Annotated in this window: 21 protein-coding genes; 11 read left to right on the top strand and 10 right to left on the bottom strand. The window is 59.7% G+C overall.

Translation table 11 applies throughout. The features are described 5' to 3' along the window. The first annotated feature begins 4 nt into the window (after positions 1 to 4). Entirely contained in the window at positions 5 to 1,099 is a 1,095-nt protein-coding gene (pmrB, locus tag RTP97_RS15195; RefSeq protein ID WP_312415127.1) for a two-component system sensor histidine kinase PmrB, read from the top strand. Positions 1,100 to 1,130: 31 nt separating this feature from the next. Here the strand turns inward: pmrB and uvrB are convergent, their stop codons facing one another. Next, complete coding sequence (uvrB, locus tag RTP97_RS15200) at positions 1,131 to 3,152, bottom strand: excinuclease ABC subunit UvrB (protein WP_103819771.1); 2,022 nt, start codon at positions 3,150 to 3,152, stop codon at positions 1,131 to 1,133. Positions 3,153 to 3,868: 716 nt separating this feature from the next. Here uvrB and RTP97_RS15205 point away from each other — a divergent pair. Beyond that, on the top strand, positions 3,869 to 4,591 hold the full coding sequence (locus RTP97_RS15205; protein ID WP_312415130.1) for an ABC transporter ATP-binding protein: 723 nt from the start codon (positions 3,869 to 3,871) through the stop codon (positions 4,589 to 4,591). Here RTP97_RS15205 and bioD read toward each other — a convergent pair. Genes bioD through bioB form a run of 4 tightly spaced genes read right to left on the bottom strand, consistent with a single transcriptional unit; the run spans position 4,533 to position 8,181 of the window. Beyond that, on the bottom strand, positions 4,533 to 5,255 hold the full coding sequence (gene bioD, locus RTP97_RS15210; protein ID WP_312415133.1) for a dethiobiotin synthase: 723 nt from the start codon (positions 5,253 to 5,255) through the stop codon (positions 4,533 to 4,535). The two genes, RTP97_RS15205 and bioD, sit on opposite strands and share 59 nt — an antisense overlap. Continuing rightward, positions 5,248 to 6,003 (bottom strand): malonyl-ACP O-methyltransferase BioC, encoded by a 756-nt coding sequence (gene bioC, locus RTP97_RS15215; RefSeq protein ID WP_312415135.1) that lies wholly within the window; start codon positions 6,001 to 6,003, stop codon positions 5,248 to 5,250. Before bioC ends, bioD begins: the two co-directional genes overlap by 8 nt. Beyond that, entirely contained in the window at positions 5,987 to 7,144 is a 1,158-nt protein-coding gene (gene bioF / locus RTP97_RS15220) for an 8-amino-7-oxononanoate synthase (protein WP_312415136.1), read from the bottom strand. Before bioF ends, bioC begins: the two co-directional genes overlap by 17 nt. Further along, positions 7,141 to 8,181 (bottom strand): biotin synthase BioB, encoded by a 1,041-nt coding sequence (gene bioB, locus RTP97_RS15225; RefSeq protein WP_312415137.1) that lies wholly within the window; start codon positions 8,179 to 8,181, stop codon positions 7,141 to 7,143. Before bioB ends, bioF begins: the two co-directional genes overlap by 4 nt. A gap of 85 nt (positions 8,182 to 8,266) precedes the next feature. Here bioB and bioA point away from each other — a divergent pair, with 85 nt between their 5' ends. The 6 genes from bioA to RTP97_RS15255 all read left to right on the top strand — a co-directional run bounded on the left by bioA (position 8,267) and on the right by RTP97_RS15255 (position 14,747). Beyond that, positions 8,267 to 9,556, top strand: coding sequence for an adenosylmethionine--8-amino-7-oxononanoate transaminase (gene bioA / locus RTP97_RS15230; protein WP_409455953.1), 1,290 nt, complete (start codon positions 8,267 to 8,269; stop codon positions 9,554 to 9,556). Positions 9,557 to 9,607: 51 nt separating this feature from the next. Then, positions 9,608 to 10,084 (top strand): kinase inhibitor, encoded by a 477-nt coding sequence (locus RTP97_RS15235; RefSeq protein WP_312415139.1) that lies wholly within the window; start codon positions 9,608 to 9,610, stop codon positions 10,082 to 10,084. 111 nt (positions 10,085 to 10,195) lie between these two features. Further along, positions 10,196 to 11,479, top strand: coding sequence for a putative acyl-CoA thioester hydrolase (locus RTP97_RS15240; RefSeq protein ID WP_312415141.1), 1,284 nt, complete (start codon positions 10,196 to 10,198; stop codon positions 11,477 to 11,479). A gap of 140 nt (positions 11,480 to 11,619) precedes the next feature. Further along, positions 11,620 to 11,898 carry a type II toxin-antitoxin system RelE/ParE family toxin gene (locus RTP97_RS15245; RefSeq protein WP_144813416.1) on the top strand — a complete coding sequence of 93 codons (279 nt, stop codon included), beginning with the start codon at positions 11,620 to 11,622 and terminating at the stop codon, positions 11,896 to 11,898. Further along, on the top strand, positions 11,898 to 12,212 hold the full coding sequence (locus RTP97_RS15250) for a HigA family addiction module antitoxin (RefSeq protein ID WP_103819781.1): 315 nt from the start codon (positions 11,898 to 11,900) through the stop codon (positions 12,210 to 12,212). The genes RTP97_RS15245 and RTP97_RS15250 overlap by 1 nt, the downstream gene beginning before the upstream one ends. An 87-nt stretch (positions 12,213 to 12,299) precedes the next feature. Further along, positions 12,300 to 14,747, top strand: a complete 2,448-nt coding sequence (locus tag RTP97_RS15255) for a glycogen/starch/alpha-glucan phosphorylase (RefSeq protein WP_312415144.1) — start codon at positions 12,300 to 12,302, stop codon at positions 14,745 to 14,747. A gap of 45 nt (positions 14,748 to 14,792) precedes the next feature. On the opposite strand, the gene pgl is transcribed toward RTP97_RS15255, so the two are convergent. Beyond that, positions 14,793 to 15,788 carry a 6-phosphogluconolactonase gene (gene pgl, locus RTP97_RS15260; protein ID WP_312415147.1) on the bottom strand — a complete coding sequence of 332 codons (996 nt, stop codon included), beginning with the start codon at positions 15,786 to 15,788 and terminating at the stop codon, positions 14,793 to 14,795. 153 nt (positions 15,789 to 15,941) lie between these two features. Here pgl and RTP97_RS15265 point away from each other — a divergent pair, with 153 nt between their 5' ends. Further along, positions 15,942 to 16,760: a pyridoxal phosphatase gene (locus tag RTP97_RS15265; RefSeq protein WP_312415187.1), complete on the top strand. Its 819-nt coding sequence runs from the start codon at positions 15,942 to 15,944 to the stop codon at positions 16,758 to 16,760. On the opposite strand, the gene modC is transcribed toward RTP97_RS15265, so the two are convergent. The 4 genes from modC to RTP97_RS15285 all read right to left on the bottom strand — a co-directional run bounded on the left by modC (position 16,761) and on the right by RTP97_RS15285 (position 19,605). Further along, entirely contained in the window at positions 16,761 to 17,819 is a 1,059-nt protein-coding gene (gene modC / locus RTP97_RS15270) for a molybdenum ABC transporter ATP-binding protein ModC (protein WP_312415149.1), read from the bottom strand. Positions 17,820 to 17,822: 3 nt separating this feature from the next. Further along, entirely contained in the window at positions 17,823 to 18,512 is a 690-nt protein-coding gene (gene modB / locus RTP97_RS15275; protein WP_312210163.1) for a molybdate ABC transporter permease subunit, read from the bottom strand. After that, on the bottom strand, positions 18,509 to 19,285 hold the full coding sequence (gene modA, locus RTP97_RS15280; protein WP_312415151.1) for a molybdate ABC transporter substrate-binding protein: 777 nt from the start codon (positions 19,283 to 19,285) through the stop codon (positions 18,509 to 18,511). Before modA ends, modB begins: the two co-directional genes overlap by 4 nt. 170 nt (positions 19,286 to 19,455) lie before the next feature. Beyond that, positions 19,456 to 19,605: an AcrZ family multidrug efflux pump-associated protein gene (locus RTP97_RS15285; protein WP_042392206.1), complete on the bottom strand. Its 150-nt coding sequence runs from the start codon at positions 19,603 to 19,605 to the stop codon at positions 19,456 to 19,458. 127 nt (positions 19,606 to 19,732) lie between these two features. Here RTP97_RS15285 and modE point away from each other — a divergent pair, with 127 nt between their 5' ends. After that, complete coding sequence (modE, locus tag RTP97_RS15290) at positions 19,733 to 20,521, top strand: molybdenum-dependent transcriptional regulator (RefSeq protein ID WP_312415152.1); 789 nt, start codon at positions 19,733 to 19,735, stop codon at positions 20,519 to 20,521. 82 nt (positions 20,522 to 20,603) lie between these two features. After that, positions 20,604 to 21,089: ATP-binding cassette domain-containing protein (locus RTP97_RS15295; protein WP_312415154.1), on the top strand; the 486-nt coding region annotated here is incomplete at its 3' end.

Consider the following 21,089-nt stretch of genomic DNA (forward strand, 5'->3'; position numbering starts at 1 on the left):
CCTTATGCCAGAGAAGATAAAAAAGGGGCTTTCCCCCAGCCGGTGGACGCTTCGTGGACGCCTGCTGTTGACCATTGGCTCGATCCTGGTGCTGTTTCAGCTCATTAGCGTCTTCTGGCTGTGGCACGAGAGCAAGGAGCAGATCCAGCTGCTGGTAGAGAGCGCTATCTACAAGCATAACAACCATGCCCATATTGAGCGCGAGGTACACGAGGCCGTCGCCAGCCTGCTGGTACCGAGCCTGATTATTATCGGCATGGCGCTGCTGATCTGCATGCAGGCGGTAAAGCTGATCACCCGTCCGCTACGCGTGCTGCAGCGGGAGCTGGAGATCCGTACGCCTGATAATTTGCAACCCATTGTGCTTGATAATCCCTCTGCAGAGGTAGAAGCGGTCAGCTCGGCCATTAACCAGCTGGTGTCGCGCCTGAACCTGACCCTTGACCGCGAGCGGCTCTTTACCGCCGACGTCGCTCACGAGCTGCGCACCCCGCTGGCGGGGCTGCGTCTGCACCTTGAGCTGCTGGCAAAAAGCCACCCCTCAATTGACGTTAGCCGCCTGATCTTGCGTATTGATCAGATGACAGAGAGCGTCTCCCAGCTGCTGCAGCTGGCGCGCATGGCCCAGTCGTTCTCAGCGGGTAGCTATCAGCAGGTGATGTTGATCCATGACGTCATGCTGCCTCTGCAGGATGAGTTACAAACTATGCTGAGCACCCGCCAGCAGACGCTGGCGCTGCCCGAGAGCCGGGAAGACGTGGCGGTACGTGGAGATGCTGTTCAGCTGCGGGTGCTGCTCAGGAATCTGGTAGAAAACGCGCACCGCTATAGCCCGGAGAGGAGCGTGATTACCCTCAAGCTTGAGCAGACGCCTGCCCCGGTGCTGGCGGTGGAAGATGAAGGCCCCGGCGTGGACGAGGCGAAAAGCAAAGAGCTCAGCAAAGCCTTTGTGCGGATGGACAGCCGCTACGGCGGTATTGGGCTGGGGCTGAGCATCGTCAGCCGTATCGCCCAGCTGCACGACGGGCAGTTCTACCTGCATAACCGCACGCCGAGGCCCGGCGTGCGGGCCTGGGTGCGGTTTCCGCCTGTTTTTTAAGCAGATTGTTTAAGCAAATTGTTTCGGCAGATCAGGACGCCGCAATAAAGAGATCGCGAAGCTGATGGAGGCGATCGCGCAGCTGCGCCGCCTCTTCGAACTCCAGGTTCTGGGCGTGCTGTAGCATCTGCGCCTCCAGTTCGTGGATCTTCTGTTGCAGCGCCTTCGGCGTCAGCGCCAGCTCGGACTCGTCCACCACCACTGGTGAGCGGGATTTTCCGCGCCCTTTCGCTTTGGTCTTGGCAATGTTCTCGCCCAGCGCCAGAATATCGACCACTTTCTTATTCAGACCCTGCGGCGTAATGCCGTGCTCTTCGTTGTACTGCTGCTGCTTCGCCCGGCGACGCTCGGTTTCACCGATCGCTTTCGCCATCGACGGGGTGATCTTATCCCCGTACAGAATAGCCTTACCGTTGACGTTACGCGCCGCACGACCAATGGTCTGAATCAGCGAACGTTCGGAACGCAGGAAGCCCTCTTTATCTGCGTCGAGGATCGCCACCAGCGACACCTCAGGCATATCCAGCCCCTCACGCAGGAGGTTGATCCCCACCAGCACGTTGAACTCGCCCAGACGCAGGTCGCGGATGATCTCCATACGTTCGACGGTGTCGATATCCGAGTGCAGGTAGCGCACCTTCTCGCCGTGCTCTTCCAGATACTCGGTCAAATCCTCGGCCATGCGCTTGGTCAGCGTAGTGACCAGCACGCGCTCGTTAATGGCGACGCGCTTGCGGATCTCCGACAGCAGATCGTCCACCTGCGTGCCCACCGGGCGAACTTCGATAATGGGATCAAGCAGGCCTGTAGGACGCACCACCTGATCGACAATCTCTTCCCCCGATTTCTCCAGCTCGTAGTTGCCCGGCGTCGCCGAGACGTAGATGGTCTGCGGGGCCAATCCCTCGAACTCTTCAAACTTCATTGGACGGTTGTCCAGCGCCGACGGCAGGCGGAAGCCGTACTCTACCAGCGTCTCTTTACGCGCCCGGTCGCCGCGGTACATGCCGCCGATCTGCGGAATGGTGACGTGGGACTCGTCGATCACCAGCAGGCCGTCGGCTGGCAGATAGTCGAACAGCGTCGGCGGCGCTTCACCCGGGCCGCGCCCGGAGAGGTAGCGAGAGTAGTTCTCAATCCCCGAGCAGTAGCCCAGCTCGTTCATCATCTCGAGGTCAAACTGGGTACGCTGGGTAATACGCTGCTCTTCCAGCAGCTTATTGTTGGCCAGCAGCGTCTTGCGCCGGTCCGCCAGCTCTACCTTAATGTCTTCCATCGCCTGCACGATGCGTTCGCGCGGGGTGACGTAGTGGGTTTTGGGATAGACGGTGTAGCGCTGAATGGTGGATTCAACGTGGCCGGTCAGCGGATCGAACAGCGACAGGCGCTCAACCTCCTCGTCAAACAGCTCAACGCGCAGCGCCACGTCGTCCGACTCCGCCGGGAAGATATCGATCACCTCGCCCCGCACGCGGAAGGTGCCGCGCTGGAAGGCCTGATCGTTACGCGTATATTGCAGCTCCGACAGGCGGCGCAGGATATCACGCTGGTTAATGATCATGCCGATAGTCAGGTGCAGCATCATCTTTAGGTAGAGATCGGGGTCGCCGAGGCCGTAGATGGCCGATACCGAGGCCACCACCACGACGTCACGGCGCTCCAGCAGCGCTTTGGTTGCCGAGAGACGCATCTGCTCGATGTGCTCGTTCACCGAGGCATCCTTTTCGATGAACGTATCGGAGCTGGGCACATAGGCTTCTGGCTGGTAGTAGTCGTAGTAAGAGACGAAGTACTCCACGGCGTTGTCCGGGAAAAACTCCTTCATTTCGCCATAGAGCTGTGCCGCCAGGGTTTTATTCGGCGCAAGCACCATCGTCGGTCGCTGTAGATCGGCGATCACGTTGGCAACGGTAAACGTCTTCCCTGAACCGGTTACCCCGAGCAGGGTCTGGTGCGCCAGTCCGTCCTCCAGCCCCTCTTTCAGGCGGCGAATGGCTTCTGGCTGATCGCCAGAGGGACGAAAAGCGGAATTCAGTTTGAATGGTTTACTCATGAATGGCTACCTGATGAAGGAATGAGCGGGCAGGTGAGTAATTTTACTCGCGGCGGCGGATTTTGCCAATAATTTATACTGGATGAAAACCCAGTGGCAGACCAGAATATCTGTGTTACATAAGGCAATTTCAAGCGCAGTAAGGAAAATTTGCGCCAGGGACAGAATTAAAAACTAAAAAAAATATCTTATCCCCAGAACTTTTTGCGATTTAACATTTGTCAAGTCGGGCAGTGAAAGTTTTGTGTCAGCGGGTGACACTTTTCTTACATCCGTTGCTTTTATCTAACTTGTTGAATTAATTATTTTTATATAAAAAGCCGCGTTTCGCATCAATTCATGCCCAGGCCGCGTGCTCTCTCGCTTTGCACGCGTTTTCTAACTCTAATGCACAAGGTTATCCACAGGAATAGTGGATAACTGTCGCCAGCCCGTACCCCCTGTGACTCAGCGAAAACCAGCTTTTGCGAAACGGTGCGCAGGTAAAAAAATTTTCCCACCATTTTTTATCGCATTTGCATGCGACTGCACCATGAAAAATCAGATTCGCCTGTGACTAGCACTAACAGCGTGCAGAAGCAATCAGGCAGACCGGCGGATTAGTGGAATTTAGCGATTTTTCTTCATCCTGCTCCGAAAAACAGCGCATAACTCGCTTCTGGCAAGGCTTTTGCAACATATCTTTTACAGACCAGGCCAAGCCAGGAGATAAAAAGATGTTGAGCTTACGCGCAGTGAATCACTATTACGGCGATCGACATACGCTTTGGAATGTCGATCTCGATCTTATCCCTGGAACCTGCACCTGCGTAATGGGACTGCCGGGAATGGGGAAAACGACCCTGGTCAACTGTATCTCTGGCTATCTGCCGGTAGAGAGCGGGAGCATCATCTGGCATGAGGCAGGCGCAGCCCCACTCAACCTGTTACAGGTGAGGATGGAGGATCGCCCGGCGATGGGCATCGCCTGCGTGCCGCAGGAGAGGCGGATCTTCTCCCAGCTGACGGTGGAAGAGAATTTACAGGTCGCCTGGATGGCTGTCGGCGAGCCAGGCAGCGCCGTGACGCGGGATATCTACGATCTCTTTCCCGAACTGTACGCCCTGCGCCAGGTTAAGGGCTCGGGCCTGTCAGAGGATAACCAACATCAGCTGGCGCTGGCCAGGGCGCTGGTGACCCATCCGCGCCTGCTGATCCTTGATGAGCCGACCCGGGGGCTGGGCCAGGCCTTTATCCATAAGCTGGGCAACCTGCTGGTGCGCCTGAATCAGGACTTTGGCATCACTATCCTGCTGGCAGAGCAGCACCTGTCGTTTATACGCCGCGTCGCCGACCGCTTCTATCTTCTGCATCGGGGACGCAGCGTGGCCCAGGGGAGCGTTATGCAGCTGGATGATCCGCTGCTTTCCCAGTGGATGACGCCGAACCTAAAGCACTGAGATCGAGCCAGCGGCCCGTTTCACTCTCTGGCGAAGCGTTCTCCAGCCACGGGATCTCCCCAAGGAACGGGGCGGGCAGCATACGCTTAAGCGTTGCCAGATACTCCGCGTGACGGTTGCCCGGCGGCACCACGTCGTTAGCGACCCAGCCCGCCAGCCGCAGTCCCGCCTGCTGCACCGCCTGAGCGGTCAGCACGGCATGGTTGATGCAGCCAAGCTTAACGCCCACCACTAAAATCACCGGCAGCTGCTCCTGGGTGGCCCAGTCGGCAAAGGTCAGGGTCTCCGAGAGCGGCGTAAACCAGCCTCCTGCCCCCTCCACCAGCACCCACTCCGCCTGCGCCTCCAGCCTCCGCAGCCCTGCTGAGAGCGTGTCAGATTCGATAGGCTGTCCGAGCGCGGCGCTGACGATGTGTGGTGAGGTCGGCTCGGCAAAGGTATACGGGTTTACGGCCTCGTAGCGCAGGGCCAGCGTACTGTTGAGCTGTAGCGCCAGCGCGTCGCTGTTGCGCAGCCCCTCCGGCGTCATCTCGCTGCCGGAGGCGACCGGCTTGTAGCCTGCGGTCTGCCATCCGGCTTGCGCGGCGGCCTGCAACAGGGCGCAGCTGGCCACCGTTTTACCGACTTCCGTATCCGTGCCGGTGACAAAATAGCGTTCAGTCACGTTCAATGACTCCCCAAAAAAGTGAATAGGTCAGCAGGCATCTGCCCTGCTGCTGCGGCCACGCCAGCTGCAGGCGCTGAAGCTGGCCGCGGGTCAGAGGCTGATTGTGCCTGCCAGCGTGCAGGTGCGTCGCACCGATACCCTTTAGCGAGCGCATGGCCGAGAGAGCGTCGTCAAAGGCGAGCGTGATACGCTCCACGCCGCACCGGCCGCGCCAGGCGCTAACGGTGTCGGCCAGCGCCTCCTCCGCTACAAATCGGTTGGCGTGGGAGCGGTTGTCCACCGCCTGCCAGGCCTGATTCAGCTCCGGCAGCGATCCGCCCGCCAGTGTGGTGAAGGCCACCGCCCCGCCAGGACGCACGACGCGATGCAGCTCGCCCAGCGCCTGACCTAAATCATTGCACCACTGCACCGCGAGGTTGCTCCAGGCGAGATCGAACCGGGCCTCGGCCAGAGGCAGCGCTTCAATATCCGCCGCAATATAGTGCTGGGCGGCCTGCTGGCTCTGCGCCTGCCTGAGCATCGGCAGGGAGAGATCGAGAGCGGTCACCTCGGCGCCCGCATCGCGCCAGTAGCGGCTCATGCTGCCCGGCCCGCAGCCCGCGTCCAGCACGCTATCCGGGCTACGTTCGCCCAGCTTTGCCAGCAGCAGATCGGCGCTCTGCCGCTGAAGCTGGGCATGGCTGTCGTAGCTCTGCGCCGCCCGGCCAAAGGCCGCCGCCACCGCGCGCTTATTCACCAGGCTCATGCAGCACCTCCAGCAGACGATCGATATCCTCCGGCTGATGGGCCGCCGTCAGGGTCAGGCGCAGGCGCGCGGTGCCTGCGGGCACGGTGGGCGGACGAATTGCCGTCACCCAGCACCCCTGGTGCCTCAGGCGATCTGCCAGGCTCAGCGCCCGGCTGTTATCACCGACGATCAGCGGCTGGATAGCGCTTTGTGAAGCGGTAATGCGTACCGGGAGCGACGCTGCGCCGTGACGAAAACGCTGAACCAGCCCGGCGAGCGCAGCCCGGCGTTGATCGCCCTCTTCGCCCCGGATCACGCCCAGCGCGGCGCTGAGGGCCACGGCCTGGGCGGGAGGCATAGAGGTGCTGTAGATCAGGTGGCGAGCAAACTGTTCGAAGTAGGTGGCAACCGCCTCGCTGCACAGCACTGCCGCGCCGCTGACGCCGAAACCTTTGCCAAAGGTCACCACCAACAGCTCCGGCTTTACGTCCTGCTGCTGGCAGCTGCCGCGCCCTTCACTGCCGGTAACGGCGATACCGTGGGCATCATCCACCAGCAGCCATGCCCCGGCGCCACGCGCCTGCTCAGCAATGGCTGCCAGCGGCGCGCTGTCGCCATCCATGCTGAAAACTCCCTCGGTCACCACCAGCTGCTGGCCATCACAGGGTTTACTCAGCAGCGTGGCGAGCTGGTCAACATCGTTGTGGGTGAAGCGCCGTAGCTGGGCCGGGCTGAGACTGGCGGCCTCCAGCAGCGAGGCGTGGCTGAGCTTATCCGCCACGATGCGATCCTCTTTGCCGGTCAGGGCGGCAATCACCGCCTGGTTGGCGGCAAATCCGGAGATAAACAGCAGCGCCCGAGGGTAGCCCAGCCAGTCGGCCAGCTCGCTCTCCACAGCATAGTGCGCCCGGGTATAGCCGCTCACGTGCCCGGAGCCGCCGCTGCCTACGCCGTACTGCTCCGCACCCTGTTGCCAGGCGAGTACGATGGCCGGATGCTGGCTTAAGCCGAGGTAGTCATTGCTGGAGAAGTTGCAGTAGCGGCTGTCGCCTACCGTCAGCCAGCGCCCCGCGCCCTGCTCGACTACCCGGCGCGTACGCAGGGCATCGGCAGCACGCCGATCGTCTAATGCGGCATCGATGCGCTGCTGCCAGCTCATAGCGCCGCCGCGTTGTAGAACTGGTCGGTGTCGGCGTTAAAGATCTGCTGCTCCAGCTTTTGCTGCTGCTCGTTATCGCCGGTCATGACGTCGGTCTGCTGCGGGTTCAGCCCAAGCTTGCGGAACAGCTGGACGTCTTTGTCCTCTTCCGGGTTCGGGGTGGTCAGCAGCTTGCAGCCGTAGAAGATGGAGTTGGCCCCGGCCATAAAGCACATCGCCTGGGTCTGCTCGTTCATCTGCTCGCGCCCGGCAGAGAGGCGCACAAACGAGGTTGGCATCATGATGCGTGCCACCGCGATGGTGCGAATAAAATCGAAGGCGTCGACGTCGTCGTTATCCGCCAGCGGAGTCCCTTTGACCTTCACCAGCATGTTGATTGGCACGCTCTCCGGCGGCGTCGGCAGGTTTGCCAGCTGCAGCAGCAGGCCTGCGCGATCCTTAACCGTTTCGCCCAGGCCGACGATGCCGCCAGAGCAGACCTTGATCCCCGCGTCGCGCACTTTGTCCAGGGTGTCGAGTCGTTCCTGATAGGTACGAGTGGTAATGATATTGCCGTAGAACTCCGGGGAGGTGTCGAGGTTGTGGTTGTAGTAGTCCAGCCCCGCCGACGCCAGGCGCTGGGCCTGAGTTTCATCAAGGGTGCCCAGGGTCATGCAGGCCTCGAGGCCCATCGCCTTAACGCCCTGCACCATCTGCTCCAGGTAGGGCATGTCGCGCTCGTGCGGGTTCTTCCACGCCGCCCCCATGCAGAAGCGGGTCGATCCGGCATTTTTAGCCTTGCGGGCCGAGTCCAGCACCTGCTCCACCTCCATCAGGCGCTCCGTTTCAAGTCCGGTTTTGTAGCGCGAGCTTTGCGGACAGTATTTGCAATCTTCCGGGCAGGCCCCGGTTTTGATCGACAGCAGGGTGCTGACCTGTACGTGGCGCGGGTCAAAGTGCTGGCGATGAATGGTCTGTGCTTCAAACAGCAAATCGAGGAGCGGTTTTTCAAACAGCTCGGTAACTTGCGACATTGTCCAGCGTGCGTGGTGAGCCATGGGGCTTCTCCAAAAGGTGTATTTAGTTCATGTTTGGGTTATGATCGTAAACCTAAATGTTTTTAATTTGGTTTACAAGTCGATTATGACCCAGGACGATCTCGCCTTTGACCGCCGCCATATCTGGCACCCCTACACCTCCATGACCTCCCCGCTGCCGGTTTATCCGGTGGACGCTGCGCGTGGCTGCGAGCTTCAGCTTGCTTCCGGCGAGCAGCTGGTAGACGGCATGTCGTCGTGGTGGGCGGCCATTCATGGCTATAACCATCCGCACCTCAACGCGGCGATGAAAACGCAGATCGATGCGATGTCGCACGTGATGTTTGGCGGCATTACTCATGCGCCGGCGGTAGCGCTCTGCCGTAAGCTGGTGGCGATGACCCCCGAGTCGCTGGAGTGCGTCTTTCTGGCCGACTCTGGATCGGTAGCGGTAGAGGTCTCGATGAAGATGGCCCTGCAATACTGGCAGGCGAAGGGCGAGCCGCGTCGCCGCTTCCTGACCTTCCGCCGGGGCTACCATGGCGACACCTTTGGCGCGATGTCCGCCTGCGATCCGGATAACTCCATGCACAGCCTGTGGGCGGGTTACCTGCCGGATAACCTCTTTGCCCCCGCACCGGAGAGCCGCTTTGACGGCGAGTGGGACGAGCGGGATATCGCGGGCTTCGCCCGTCTGATGGCCGCTCATCGTCATGAGATTGCCGCCGTCATTCTCGAGCCGATCGTGCAGGGCGCAGGCGGCATGCGCCTCTACCACCCGGAGGTGCTCAAGCGCATCCGCCGGATGTGCGACCGGGAGGGGATCCTGCTGATCGCCGATGAGATCGCCACCGGCTTTGGCCGCACCGGCAAACTCTTTGCCTGCGAACATGCGGAGATTGCGCCGGACATCCTCTGCCTGGGCAAAGCCCTGACCGGCGGGACGATGACCCTGTCGGCGACGCTTACCAGCCGAGAGGTGGCCGAGACGATCAGCAACGGCGAAGCGGGCTGCTTTATGCACGGCCCAACCTTTATGGGCAACCCGCTGGCCTGTGCGGTGGCGAATGCCAGCCTGGAGCTGCTGGAGGGCGGCGAGTGGCAGGTGCAGGTGGCCGCCATTGAGGCGCAGCTGAAGCGCGAGCTGGCTCCGGCGCTGGCCGCAGAGACGGTGACCGACGTGCGGGTGCTGGGCGCTATCGGCGTAGTCGAAACCCACCAGCCGGTGAACATGGCCGCCCTGCAGCGCTTCTTCGTTGAGCAGGGCGTCTGGATCCGCCCCTTTGGCCGACTGATCTACCTGATGCCGCCCTACGTCATCTCGTCTGAACAGCTCAGCAAGCTGACGAGCGCGGTGCTGGCAGCGGTGGCCCATCCCGCACATTTTGCGCCCTGAGATCGAACGGACTATTCTAGCCTAAGGGTGATAACTCACAGAGGAGCCACGATGAGACTGATCAGCCAGGATATTCGCGAAGGCGAAAAGCTACATAATCGTCATGTTTTTAACGGCATGGGCTACGAGGGCGATAATATTTCGCCGCATCTGGCGTGGGATGAGGTGCCGCCGGGCTGCAAGAGCTTTGCCATCACCTGCTACGATCCCGATGCGCCCACCGGCTCCGGCTGGTGGCACTGGGTAGTCGTCAATCTGCCCGCCGATACCCGCGTACTGCCGCAGGGATCAGGCTCGTCGCTGGTTGCCCTGCCGGAGGGAGCGTTCGAGACGCGGACAGATTTTGGCAAGGCCGGGTACGGCGGCGCGGCCCCGCCGAAGGGCAAAACCCATCGCTACATCTTTACCGTTCACGCCCTGGACGTCGAGAAGCTGGACGTTGACGAAGACGCCAGCGGGGCGATGGTTGGGTTTAATATCCACTTCCACTCCCTCGATCGCGCATCGATCACCGCCCTTTATAGCTAATCAACACGATATTGAAGCCGATTTACACAATCGGCTTCCCGTTTCGCTCAACTTAGTATAAAAAAGCAGGCTTCATAGCAACTTATTTAACTGTTAAGCCCGGAGTACCTCTTGAACACATTTTCGGTTTCCCGCCTGACGCTGGCCCTGGCTTTTGGCGTGACGCTGACTGCCTGCAGCTCAACGCCGCCGGATCAGCTTCCCTCATCGCAGACCGCCCCCGGTAACGCGGCGCGCCCGGTGCTGTCCGCCAACGAGGCGCAGAACTTTGTCCCTGCTCGCTACTTCGCTTCGATGGATCAGAATGCGGCTCCGTGGAGCCCGTCGGCTATTCGTCTGCCTGCGCAGCCAAACTTCGTCGTCGGCCCGGCGGGCACGGCTGGCGTGACGCACACTACCCTCCAGGCGGCGGTAGATGCAGCCATCAACAAGCACACCAGCGATCGCCAGTACATTGCCGTTCTGCCGGGTGAGTATGAAGGGACAGTGTTTGTTCCGGCGGCTCCAGGTAGCCTGACCATTTACGGTACGGGCGACAAAGCGGCAGAGGTGAAGATTGGTCTGGCCGTGGACTCCGAAATGGATAGCAACAGCTGGCGTCGTCTGGTTAACCCAGGCGGAAAATATATGCCAGGCAAACCGGCGTGGTATATGTTCGACGCCTGCCAGCGTAAAGGCAGCGCCAGCGTTAGCGTGATGTGCTCGGCAGTCTTCTGGTCGCAGAATAACGGCCTGCAGTTGCAGAACCTGACCATCGAGAACAACCTCGGCGACAGCGTTGATGCTGGCAACCATCAGGCCGTGGCCCTGCGCAGCGACGGTGACAAGGTACAGATCAACAACGTCAATATCCTTGGCCGCCAGAACACCTTCTTCGTCACCAACAGCGGCGTGGACAATACCCTGCGTAACGATCGCCAGACCCGTACCCTGGTGACCAACAGCTACGTTGAGGGCGATGTGGATATCGTCGCAGGCCGTGGCGCGGTGGTGTTTGATAACACCGATTTCCGCGTGGTGAACTCCCGTACCCAGCAGGAAGCCTACGTCTTCGCCCCGGCGACGCTCTCTAATATCTACTACGGTTTCCTCGCGACCAACAGCCGCTTTACCGCCTCCGGTGACGGCGTGGCCCAGCTCGGCCGCTCCATGGACATCGACCAGGCGACCAACGGCCAGGTGGTGATCCGCGACAGCGTGATCAACGAAGGCTTTAACATGGCCAAACCCTGGGGCGATGCCGCCGTCTCTAAACGTCCGTACTCCGGCAACACCGGCGCGGTGGATGACAAAGGCAACGTGACGCGTGAACTGAACGACGCCAGCTTCAACCGCATGTGGGAGTTCAACAACCGCGGCGTAGGCAGCCAGTTCGTCGCAGAACCGAAGCAGTAACCCGCCTCAATGCCCGGCGGCGCGACGCCTGCCGGGCCTATTCTGCCCTGAACATAACCCTCTACTTCTATCCTCTTAGATATTGCACGTCGTGTAACATCGATCTAGAATATTACACGTCATGTAACAGGGATAGAATCATGATTAAGTCATTCAAACACAAAGGACTGAAACAACTTTTTGAAAAAGGGATTGTTTCTGGAATTCCAGCACAGGATGCTGAGCGAATTAATGACCGCCTACAGGCTATCGACACGGCAAACGAGATTGGCGAGCTGAACCGTCAGATCTATAAGCTGCACCCGTTGAAAGGGGAGCGCGAGGGCTACTGGTCAATTACAGTACGAGCAAACTGGCGTATCACATTTCAATTTATTAACGGGGATGCGTACATTTTGAATTATGAGGATTATCACTAATGAGACAGTTTAAAATTTCCCATCCGGGCGAGATTATCGCCAGAGAGTTGGAGGATATGGGCATTAGTGGTCGCCGTTTTGCACTTAATATCGGCGTAACTCCGGCTACAGTATCGCGTTTTCTTGCCGGTAAAACGGCCATCACCCCCTCGTTGGCAATTCGTATTGCGGCCGCTCTGGGCAGTACACCTGAATTCTGGCTGCGCTTGCAGAGTGCTTACGATCTTCGACAGCTAGAAAATCAAATAGATACATCCGGAATCGTCCTGTACGGCGACAGAAATAAAGAGTCAGCAATAAGCCCAAATCATTAAATTAGGCCTACTTACTGCCACATTTGCTATCGTTACTGGCGTTGACTATGTTGATTAGGATATCCCTTCGCAGGCGTGAGGCGTACCATGAGCTCAGCGTTTGAACACGATGTCGTCCACAACCTAATCTGCCGTCAGGGGCGCTATCCTGATATCGCCACGCCCGAAGATTGGTACAGGGCGCTCGCCTTTACCGTCCGGGATCGTATGCTGGCGCGCTGGACCGCCTCCATCAAAAACTATGCTCATCATCAGGTGAAGGTGGTCTGCTACCTCTCCGCAGAGTTTCTGATTGGCCCCCAGCTTGGCGCTAATCTGCTAAGCCTGGATTTAGAGGGCGAAGCCCGCGACGCCATGCGCACGCTCGGTCAGGATCTCGATACGCTGCTGGCGGTGGAAGAGGAGCCGGGGCTGGGCAACGGCGGACTTGGCCGTCTGGCGGCCTGCTATCTTGACTCCCTCGCCACGCTGGAGATCCCAGCCATTGGCTACGGTATCCGCTATGAGTTCGGCATTTTCGATCAGGAGATTGTTAACGGCTGGCAGGTGGAGCGTACCGACAAATGGTTGCGGATGGGCACACCCTGGGAGATAGCCCGCCCCGACGTCTGCTTCTGCGTTAATTTTGGCGGTTCCACTCAGATGCAGACCGATGAGCGCGGGCGGCTGCAGGTGCGGTGGACGCCGGCGCGGCAGGTAAAAGGTGTGGCCTATGACGTGCCGGTTCAGGGCTATCGGGTCAACACCTGCAACGTGCTGCGGCTCTGGAAGAGCGAGGCGGTCGAGACCTTCGATCTCGACGATTTCAATGCCGGAGATTACTACCAGGCGGTGGAGGAGAAGATGATCTCCGAGACCCTCTCCAAGATCCTCTATCCTAACGATGAGCCAGAGGCAGGCAAGCGCCTGCGCCTTGCCCAGCAGTACTTCTTTGTCTCCTGTTCGCTACAGGACATGCTGCGCCTGATAGACGCCAGCAACACGCCGGTGCAGCGTTTTGCCGATCGTTTTGCTGCCCAGCTCAATGACACCCACCCTTCCATTGCCGTTGCAGAGCTAATGCGCCTGCTGGTGGATGAGCGCCTGCTGCCGTGGGAGGACGCCTGGATCATCACCCGCCGCACCTTCGCCTATACCAACCATACCCTGCTGCCCGAAGCGCTGGAGACCTGGGGCCTGCCGCTGATGCAGAGCATGCTCCCGCGGCTGGTAGAGATTATCTTTGAGATCAACAAGCGGCTGCTGGAGGATGTCCGGCGAGCCTACCCCGGCGACGAGGCGCGGGTGGTGCGCATGTCGCTGATCGACGAGAACGGCAGCAAGCGCGTGCGCATGGCGAATCTCGCCACGGTGGGCAGCCACCGGATCAACGGCGTGGCGGCTCTGCACTCGGATCTGCTCCGGGAGACCATCCTTCGCGACTTCGCCGAGATGTTCCCGGAGCGCTTTCTTAACGTCACCAATGGCGTCACGCCCCGGCGCTTTTTAATGTTGAGCAACCCGAGCCTGGCGGAGCTGATTGATAAGACCATTGGCCTTGCCTGGCGCACGGATCTCACCCGCCTTGAAGCGTTGACGAGCCATGCTGAGGATCCAGCGTTCCGCAAGGCCTGGCGCGCTATTAAGCGCGAGAACAAGGCGGTGCTGGCAGATCGCATTCAGCAGCGGTTAGGGATCGCGGTCTCGCCGGATATGCTGTTTGATATTCAGGTTAAGCGCATCCACGAATACAAACGCCAGCACCTTAACGTGCTCTACATCATCAGCCTCTACCGGCGGCTGTGCCGGGATCCGTCCGTGAAGATCGCCCCACGCTGCTTTATCTTTGGCGGCAAAGCCGCACCCGGCTATACGATGGCGAAGCTGATGATCCGCCTGATTAACGGCGTGGCGGAAGTGGTCAATAGCGATCCGGCGATTAACCATCGGATTAAGGTTGTGTTCTGGCCTGACTTCAACGTACAGAATGCCCAGGCGATCTACCCGGCGGCGGATCTCTCCGAGCAGATCTCGCTGGCAGGAAAAGAGGCCTCGGGCACCGGCAACATGAAGTTTATGATGAACGGTGCACTGACCATCGGCACGCTCGACGGGGCCAACATTGAAATTCGTCAGCAGGCGGGAGAGGAGAACTTTTTCCTCTTCGGCATGAATGCCGAGCAGGCGGAGGGGCTGAAGAGCAAAGAATATCAGCCTGCGGGCTATGCGGAGGAGAATGTCGATCTGCGCGACGCCCTGGAGCAGATTGACCAGGGGCGCTTTTCGCGCGGCGACAGAGAGATGTTCCGTCCCCTGCTCGACAACCTGCTGTATGACGATCCGTTCCTCGTGCTGGCAGATTTTGCCGACTATGCCGCCTGCCAGCAGCGAGTCAACGACACCTGGCATGATGAAGCGCAGTGGACGCGGATGTCGATTCTTAACACCGCCCGCTCGGGGATGTTCTCCGCAGATCGGGCGATTAAAGCGTACTGCGAGCAGATCTGGCAGGCGACCCCGGAGGATATCGACCTTACCGATTTTGACGATGTGTAGGCCGGGCAAGGCGAAGCCGCCGCCCGGCGTTACGCTGCCAACAGATTAGTGCGCGTGCACCACCACCCACATCGGCCCCTGCCCAACGGCATAGCGGCCCTTCTCCTCCAGCAGGCCCTGCTCGCCTTGGATTGCGTACAGCGCGATATGGTGCGACTTCTGCCCTGCTGCAATCAGGTACTTACCGCTGTGGTCGATATTGAAGCCGCGCGGCTGGGTTTCGGTAGGCTGGAAGCCCTCTACGGCCAGCACGCTGCCATCTTCCGAGACGCTAAAGATGGTCACGATGCTGGCGGTACGGTCGCAGGTGTAGAGGTGACGCCCATCCGGCGTAATATGAATGTCTGCCGCCCAGCGGGTATCGGCAAAATCAGCGGGCATCATATCGAGGGTCTGTATGCACTCAATCTGGCCGTGAGCGTTGCTGAGCTGCCATACGTCGACCGAGCCGTTAAGCTCGTTTACGCAGTAGGCATACTGCTGGTTCGGATGGAATGCCATATGGCGCGGGCCAGCACCCTCAACGGTGGTGACTTCAGCCGGGGTCTGCGCGGTAAGCTGGCCGTTATCGCCCAGGGTAAAGAGGCAGATGCGATCCTGCTTCAGCGCCGGAACCCACAGGGTGCGGTTATCTGGAGAGATATTGGCCGAGTGGCACCCTTCCAGCCCCTCTACCAGGGTAGTCACCTCACCCGGCAGGCCATCGTTGAGCGGGGTGACGCTGACGCTGCCTGCGTTGTAGGAGGCAGTAAAGATAAAGCGGCCCTGGCGATCGGTGGAGATATGCGTCGGGCTGCCCGACAGCGGCGCTTCGGCGGTAAAGGTCAGCGCGCCATCTTCCGGTGCGATACGGTAGGCCAGCACGCGAAACTCCGGGCGCACGCCAACATAGAGAAAGCGCTTGTCTGGGCTAACCACCATCGGCTGCACCTGGCCCGGCACGTCAACGACCTGTACCAGGGTCAGCGTACCTTCGTCATTCAGACGCCAGACGTGGATCTGCTGGCTCTCGGGGCTGGCGGTGTAAACGGTTTGCTGCATAGATTCTCCTTGATCGCAAAAGCAGTGAAATAGATAACCACGATAGTCTTTTTTAGCGGCGAATGCTGTATTTCTGCCCAACGTTTTGCCGGGCCATCATGCGGGTGTACCATGCGTAACGAGTTGAATTTCATTCTCTACCTGGAACACGACATGACCTCGCGAGTTATTGCACTGGATTTAGACGGCACGCTGCTGACCCCCACAAAGACCCTGCTCCCCTCTTCGCTTCAGGCGCTGACTCGCGCCAGGGAAGCGGGCTTCACGCCGATCATTGTGACCGGCCGGCACCATGTTGCCATCCATCCTTTTTATCAGGCACTGGCCCTCGATACACCTGCAATTTGCTGTAACGGCACCTATTCGTATGATTATCATGCAAAAAAGGTCATAGAAGCCGATCCGCTCCCCGTGACCCAGGCGCTGCAACTTATTGATATGCTCAATGAGCATCAGGTTCACGCGCTGATGTACGTGGACAATGAGATGGTCTACGAGACGCCGACCGGACACGTGCTGCGCACCCGCAACTGGGCGCAGTCGCTGCCGCCGGAGCAGCGCCCGGTCTTTACTCAGGTCGATTCGCTGGCGCAAACCGCCCGCGAGGTAAACGCCATCTGGAAGTTTGCCCTTACCGATGAGGATAATGCCAAACTCAACGCCTTTGCCCTTAAGGTGGAGCAGCAGCTTGGTCTGGAGTGCGAGCGCTCCTGGCACGATCAGGTAGATATTGCTCGCCAGGGTAACAGTAAAGGCAAGCGGCTGGCGCAGTGGGTGGCCTCCCAGGGGTTGTCGATGCAGGACGTGGTGGCCTTTGGCGATAACTTTAACGATATCAGCATGCTGCAGACCGCGGGTATTGGCGTCGCGATGGGTAACGCGGCGGATGAGGTCAAAGCCTACGCCGACGTGGTGATTGGCGACAATACCACCGATACCATCGCCGAGTTTATCTACACCCGCCTGCTGTAATCAGGTGGTGATCGAGACGCTCTTGATCTGGGCGTAAAGCCACAGGCCAGGCTTGATGCCCAGCTCATCCCTGGCCCACGGGCTGATCCGCGCCCAGAGCGTGCGGCTGCCCACCTCAAGCTGGACCTCGACCTGGCCCTGATCGTCATAGCACTGGGCCACCTTCGCCCGCAGAATATTGCGGATGCTACTGTGAACCGGAGGCTGCAGTACCAGCGAGACATCCGAGGCTTGAATACGGATGCGCAGCGCGGTCTGTAGCGGACTGTCGATTTTATTTACCCACAGATGCTGATCGCCCAGCGCCAGCGCGGTCATGGCATAGTGCGGATGGTGCTCAAGGACGCTCACCTTCAGCACGCTGCTCTGCTGCTCCGGCGGTAGCCACGGGTTCATTACCCGGCTGCCCCAGATCTCCTCCAGATTGCCAAAGGCCTTCACCTCCCCGGCCTCCAGCACCATCACCTTATCGGCAAGATGCAGGATCTCATCCAGCGAGTGGCTGACGTAGAGCATTGGGATGTTGATCTCCCGCGCCAGGCGTTGCAGATAGGGCAGCAGCTCACGCTTGCGAGGGATATCCAGCGAGGCCAGCGGCTCATCAAGCAGCAGCAGCTCAGGGGCGGTGAGCAGCGCCCGGCCAATGGCCACCCGCTGCTTCTCGCCGCCGGAGAGGCTTCCCGGCAGCCGGTCGAGCAGCGGCTCGATGCCCAGCAGGGCCACCAGCCGGTCGAACTGCCCGGCCATGCTTTTCGCCATGCCGTAACGCAGGTTGCCGCGCACCTTGTAGTGGGGAAAGAGACGCGCATCCTGGAAAACGTAGCCGATCCGCCGCTTCTCCGGCGGCAGGCAGATGTTCTTTTCAGTATCGTTCAGCACCCGGTCATTAAGCACGATGCGCCCCTGCTGCGGGCGCGTCAGGCCGCCGACGGCGTTAATCAGCGAGGTTTTCCCCGCCCCGGAGACGCCAAAAATGGCGGTGATACCGCTGGCGGGCAAATTCGCCTCGACGCGTAGCCGGTGCGTGCCCAGCGTCTGGGTAAAATCGAGTTCCAACATGGTCTACCTCCCCGTCCGCTCGCGGCTGATCCGCGCCAGCCACTCGGACACCAGCAGCGAAATCAGCGCCAGCACAATCGAAATCAGGCACAGCCGCGCCGCTGCGCTTTCACCGCCGGGGGTCTGGATCAGGGTGTACATCGCCGACGGTATGGTGCGCGTTTCGCCGGGAATGTTTGAAACAAAGGTGATGGTTGCGCCAAACTCGCCGAGGGAGCGGGCGAAGGCCAGCACCGTCCCGACGATGATCCCCGGCAGGGTCAGCGGCAGCGTAATAGTCATAAAGACCCGCCAGCGCCCGGCCCCGAGGGTGCGCGCCGCCTGCTCAAGCTTAAGGTCAACCCCCTCCAGCGCCAGGCGAATAGCCCGCACCATCAGCGGGAACGACATCACCGCCGCCGCCAGCACTGCGCCGCGCCAGCTAAAGGCAAAGGTGAGACCAAACCAGTCGTAGAGCCACTCGCCGATGAAGCCCCGGCGGCCCATCGCAATGAGCAGCAGGTAACCCACCACCACGGGCGGCAGAACGAGAGGGAGATGTAACAGGCTATCGAGCAGGGCTTTGCCCGGAAAGGTACAGCGTACCAGCAGCCAGGCAAAGAAGATCCCAAAGGGCAAGCTGAAGAGGACAGCCAGGGAGGAGACTTTCAGGCTCAGCAACACCGCCTGCCATTCGGGATCGGTCAATATCATTCGTGCGTCGTAAATCCGTAACGTTTAAAAATTTCAGAAGCCTGCGGGCCTTTCAGATAGTCATAAAACGCGCTAACCGTGGCGTTTTTATGCCCGTCGACGATCGCCAGCGGGTATTCCACTTTTTTATGTGAATCTTCCGGGAAGGTGCCAACCACCTTCACGCCCTTGCTGGCCACGGCGTCGGAGCCGTAGACAATGCCCAGCGGGGCTTCATTGCGCTCTACCAGCGCCAGCGCGCCACGCACGTCCTCTGCCGGGGCAAGCGTCGGCGACAGCGTATCCCATGCGCCCAGCTTCTGTAACGCCTCTTTGGCATAGATGCCCGCCGGGACATGCTCCGGATCGCCCACCGCCAGACGGCCACCCTTCAGCAAACTGGTCCAGTTGGTTTTATCGTTGATCGCGATCTCGCCCTGGGCGCTCGCTTTTGGCGCAACCACCACCAGGCTGTTGCCAAGCAGCGTTTCACGGCTGGCGGTATCCATCGCTTTTTTCTCTACCGCGTAGTCCATCCACTTCTGATCGGCGGAGATAAAGAGATCGGCAGGCGCACCGGCCTCAATCTGGCGAGCCAGCGTTGAGGAGGAGGCAAACGACGAGACGACCTTGACGTTTTTCTCTTTCGTATAGGCGGTAGCAATATCCTGCATCGCGTTAGTGAGCGACGCAGCAGCAAATACCGTGATCTTCCCCTCGTCCGCCAGAGCATGGCCCGTGAGTGAGAGGGTTAATGTCGCACCTGCTAAAAAGCGTAATCCCGAACGTGCCATATCTGACTCCTGTGAGTGACGTTATATACATCGTAATATAACGATAACCCTCGGGTTTTTACAGGGTTTATTTGTACCGCTTAAGCAGTACCCCTGGGTAAAACAGATATCGGCAGCGGGTAAAAAAGCTTGAATAGCAAAACGCCCGCTGATGCGGGCGTCTTTAAAAACTAGCGGGACTCTCTGGACCGGTCTTTGTGGCCGATGCCGGAAAAAATGTTGAACACTTCACCGAGGCCGTAGATTGCCCCCAGAATGATGGCCATCACCACGGGTACCATGATCACCGCGAATACCAGACTTTTCAATAACTCTAACATGGTCTACTCCAGATATAGTGAAGTTATTATTCTAACCTGGTCGCGCAGAATTACACGTCCCTTTTGTGCGATGCCCTTTGCGCCCGTGACCATTTACGTCACAATACCCCTTTTACAAGGATTGACTATGCAGGCTGAAATCCTCCTTACCCTCCGGCTCCAGCAGCGGCTGTTTGCCGATCCCAGACGTATTACCCTTCTCAAACAGATAGAACAGACCGGGTCCATCAGCCAGGGAGCGAAAAACGCCGGCATCAGCTATAAAAGCGCCTGGGATGCCATCAACGAGATGAACCAGCTCAGCGAGCAATCCCTGGTGGACCGCGCTACCGGCGGCAAGGGCGGCGGCGGCGCGCAGCTTACGCGCTACGGCCAGCGGCTGATTCAGCTCTACGATCTGCTGGCGCAGATCCAGCAGAAAGCCTTCGACGTGCTGAGCGACGACGACGCCCTGCCTCTCAACAGCCTGCTGGCAGCCATCTCCCGTTTTTCCTTGCAGACCAGCGCCCGCAACCAGTGGTTCGGCACGGTGACCGGCCGGGATCATACCCAGGTTCAGCAGCACGTCGATATCCTGCTGGCGGACGGCACCACCCGGCTGAAGGTGGCCCTGACCGCCCGCAGCGGCGAACGTCTCGGGCTGGACGAGGGCAAAGAGGTGCTGGTGCTGTTAAAAGCGCCGTGGGTGAACATCACCCAGGATAGCGCCGCTGCCGCCGGTGCCGATAACCAGCTGCCGGGACGCATCAGCCATATCGAGCACGGCGAGGCGCAGAGCGAAGTGCTGATGACCCTACCGGACGGGCAGACGCTGTGCGCTACCGTCGCGCGGGAGCAGGCGGACCAGCTGGCACCAGAGAGCGAAGCGATCGCCTACTTCAACGCCGACCGGATCATCGTCGCTACCCTCTGCTAAGCCGCAGGGTGCGAAGCGCATTGACAATCCCGCCGCCAGCACGTATCTCTGTGCACTACTGCTGCAAAAAATGGGATACGTCATGTCGTTATTGCATATTTCGCAAGGCACGTTTCGTCTTAGCGATACACGCACGCTCGCTATCAGCGACCTTACGCTGCGCGCCGGTGAAAGCTGGGCTTTTGTCGGCACCAACGGCAGCGGCAAATCGGCTCTCGCCAGAGCGCTGGCCGGTGAGCTTACCCTGCTGAAAGGGACGCGGGAGAGCGCCTTTACCCGCGTCACCCGCCTCTCTTTTGAACAGCTGCAAAAGCTGGTCAGCGACGAGTGGCAGCGGAACAATACCGATCTGCTCAGCCCTGGCGAAGAGGATACTGGTCGTACTACGGCGCAGATTATCCAGGAAGAGGTCAATGACCCGGCACGCTGCGCCGACCTTGCCGCCCGTTTCGGCATTAGCGGCCTGCTCGATCGCCGCTTTAAGTACCTCTCTACCGGCGAAACGCGCAAAACCCTGCTCTGCCAGGCGCTGATGGCCGATCCCGAGCTGTTAATCCTTGATGAGCCT

The organism is Pseudescherichia sp. (genome assembly GCF_031998825.1).
Taxonomy (GTDB): domain Bacteria; phylum Pseudomonadota; class Gammaproteobacteria; order Enterobacterales; family Enterobacteriaceae; genus Pseudescherichia.

Bases quoted from the DNA above. Each gene is read 5' to 3' on its own strand.
- pmrB (WP_312415127.1), top strand. From the start codon at position 5: ATGCCAGAGAAGATAAAAAAGGGGCTTTCCCCCAGCCGGTGGACGCTT.
- uvrB (WP_103819771.1), bottom strand. From the start codon at position 3,152: ATGAGTAAACCATTCAAACTGAATTCCGCTTTTCGTCCCTCTGGCGAT.
- RTP97_RS15205 (WP_312415130.1), top strand. From the start codon at position 3,869: ATGTTGAGCTTACGCGCAGTGAATCACTATTACGGCGATCGACATACG.
- bioC (WP_312415135.1), bottom strand. From the start codon at position 6,003: ATGAGCCTGGTGAATAAGCGCGCGGTGGCGGCGGCCTTTGGCCGGGCG.
- bioF (WP_312415136.1), bottom strand. From the start codon at position 7,144: ATGAGCTGGCAGCAGCGCATCGATGCCGCATTAGACGATCGGCGTGCT.
- bioB (WP_312415137.1), bottom strand. From the start codon at position 8,181: ATGGCTCACCACGCACGCTGGACAATGTCGCAAGTTACCGAGCTGTTT.
- bioA (WP_409455953.1), top strand. From the start codon at position 8,267: ATGACCCAGGACGATCTCGCCTTTGACCGCCGCCATATCTGGCACCCC.
- RTP97_RS15235 (WP_312415139.1), top strand. From the start codon at position 9,608: ATGAGACTGATCAGCCAGGATATTCGCGAAGGCGAAAAGCTACATAAT.
- RTP97_RS15245 (WP_144813416.1), top strand. From the start codon at position 11,620: ATGATTAAGTCATTCAAACACAAAGGACTGAAACAACTTTTTGAAAAA.
- RTP97_RS15250 (WP_103819781.1), top strand. From the start codon at position 11,898: ATGAGACAGTTTAAAATTTCCCATCCGGGCGAGATTATCGCCAGAGAG.
- RTP97_RS15255 (WP_312415144.1), top strand. From the start codon at position 12,300: ATGAGCTCAGCGTTTGAACACGATGTCGTCCACAACCTAATCTGCCGT.
- pgl (WP_312415147.1), bottom strand. From the start codon at position 15,788: ATGCAGCAAACCGTTTACACCGCCAGCCCCGAGAGCCAGCAGATCCAC.
- RTP97_RS15265 (WP_312415187.1), top strand. From the start codon at position 15,942: ATGACCTCGCGAGTTATTGCACTGGATTTAGACGGCACGCTGCTGACC.
- modC (WP_312415149.1), bottom strand. From the start codon at position 17,819: ATGTTGGAACTCGATTTTACCCAGACGCTGGGCACGCACCGGCTACGC.
- modB (WP_312210163.1), bottom strand. From the start codon at position 18,512: ATGATATTGACCGATCCCGAATGGCAGGCGGTGTTGCTGAGCCTGAAA.
- modA (WP_312415151.1), bottom strand. From the start codon at position 19,285: ATGGCACGTTCGGGATTACGCTTTTTAGCAGGTGCGACATTAACCCTC.
- RTP97_RS15285 (WP_042392206.1), bottom strand. From the start codon at position 19,605: ATGTTAGAGTTATTGAAAAGTCTGGTATTCGCGGTGATCATGGTACCC.
- modE (WP_312415152.1), top strand. From the start codon at position 19,733: ATGCAGGCTGAAATCCTCCTTACCCTCCGGCTCCAGCAGCGGCTGTTT.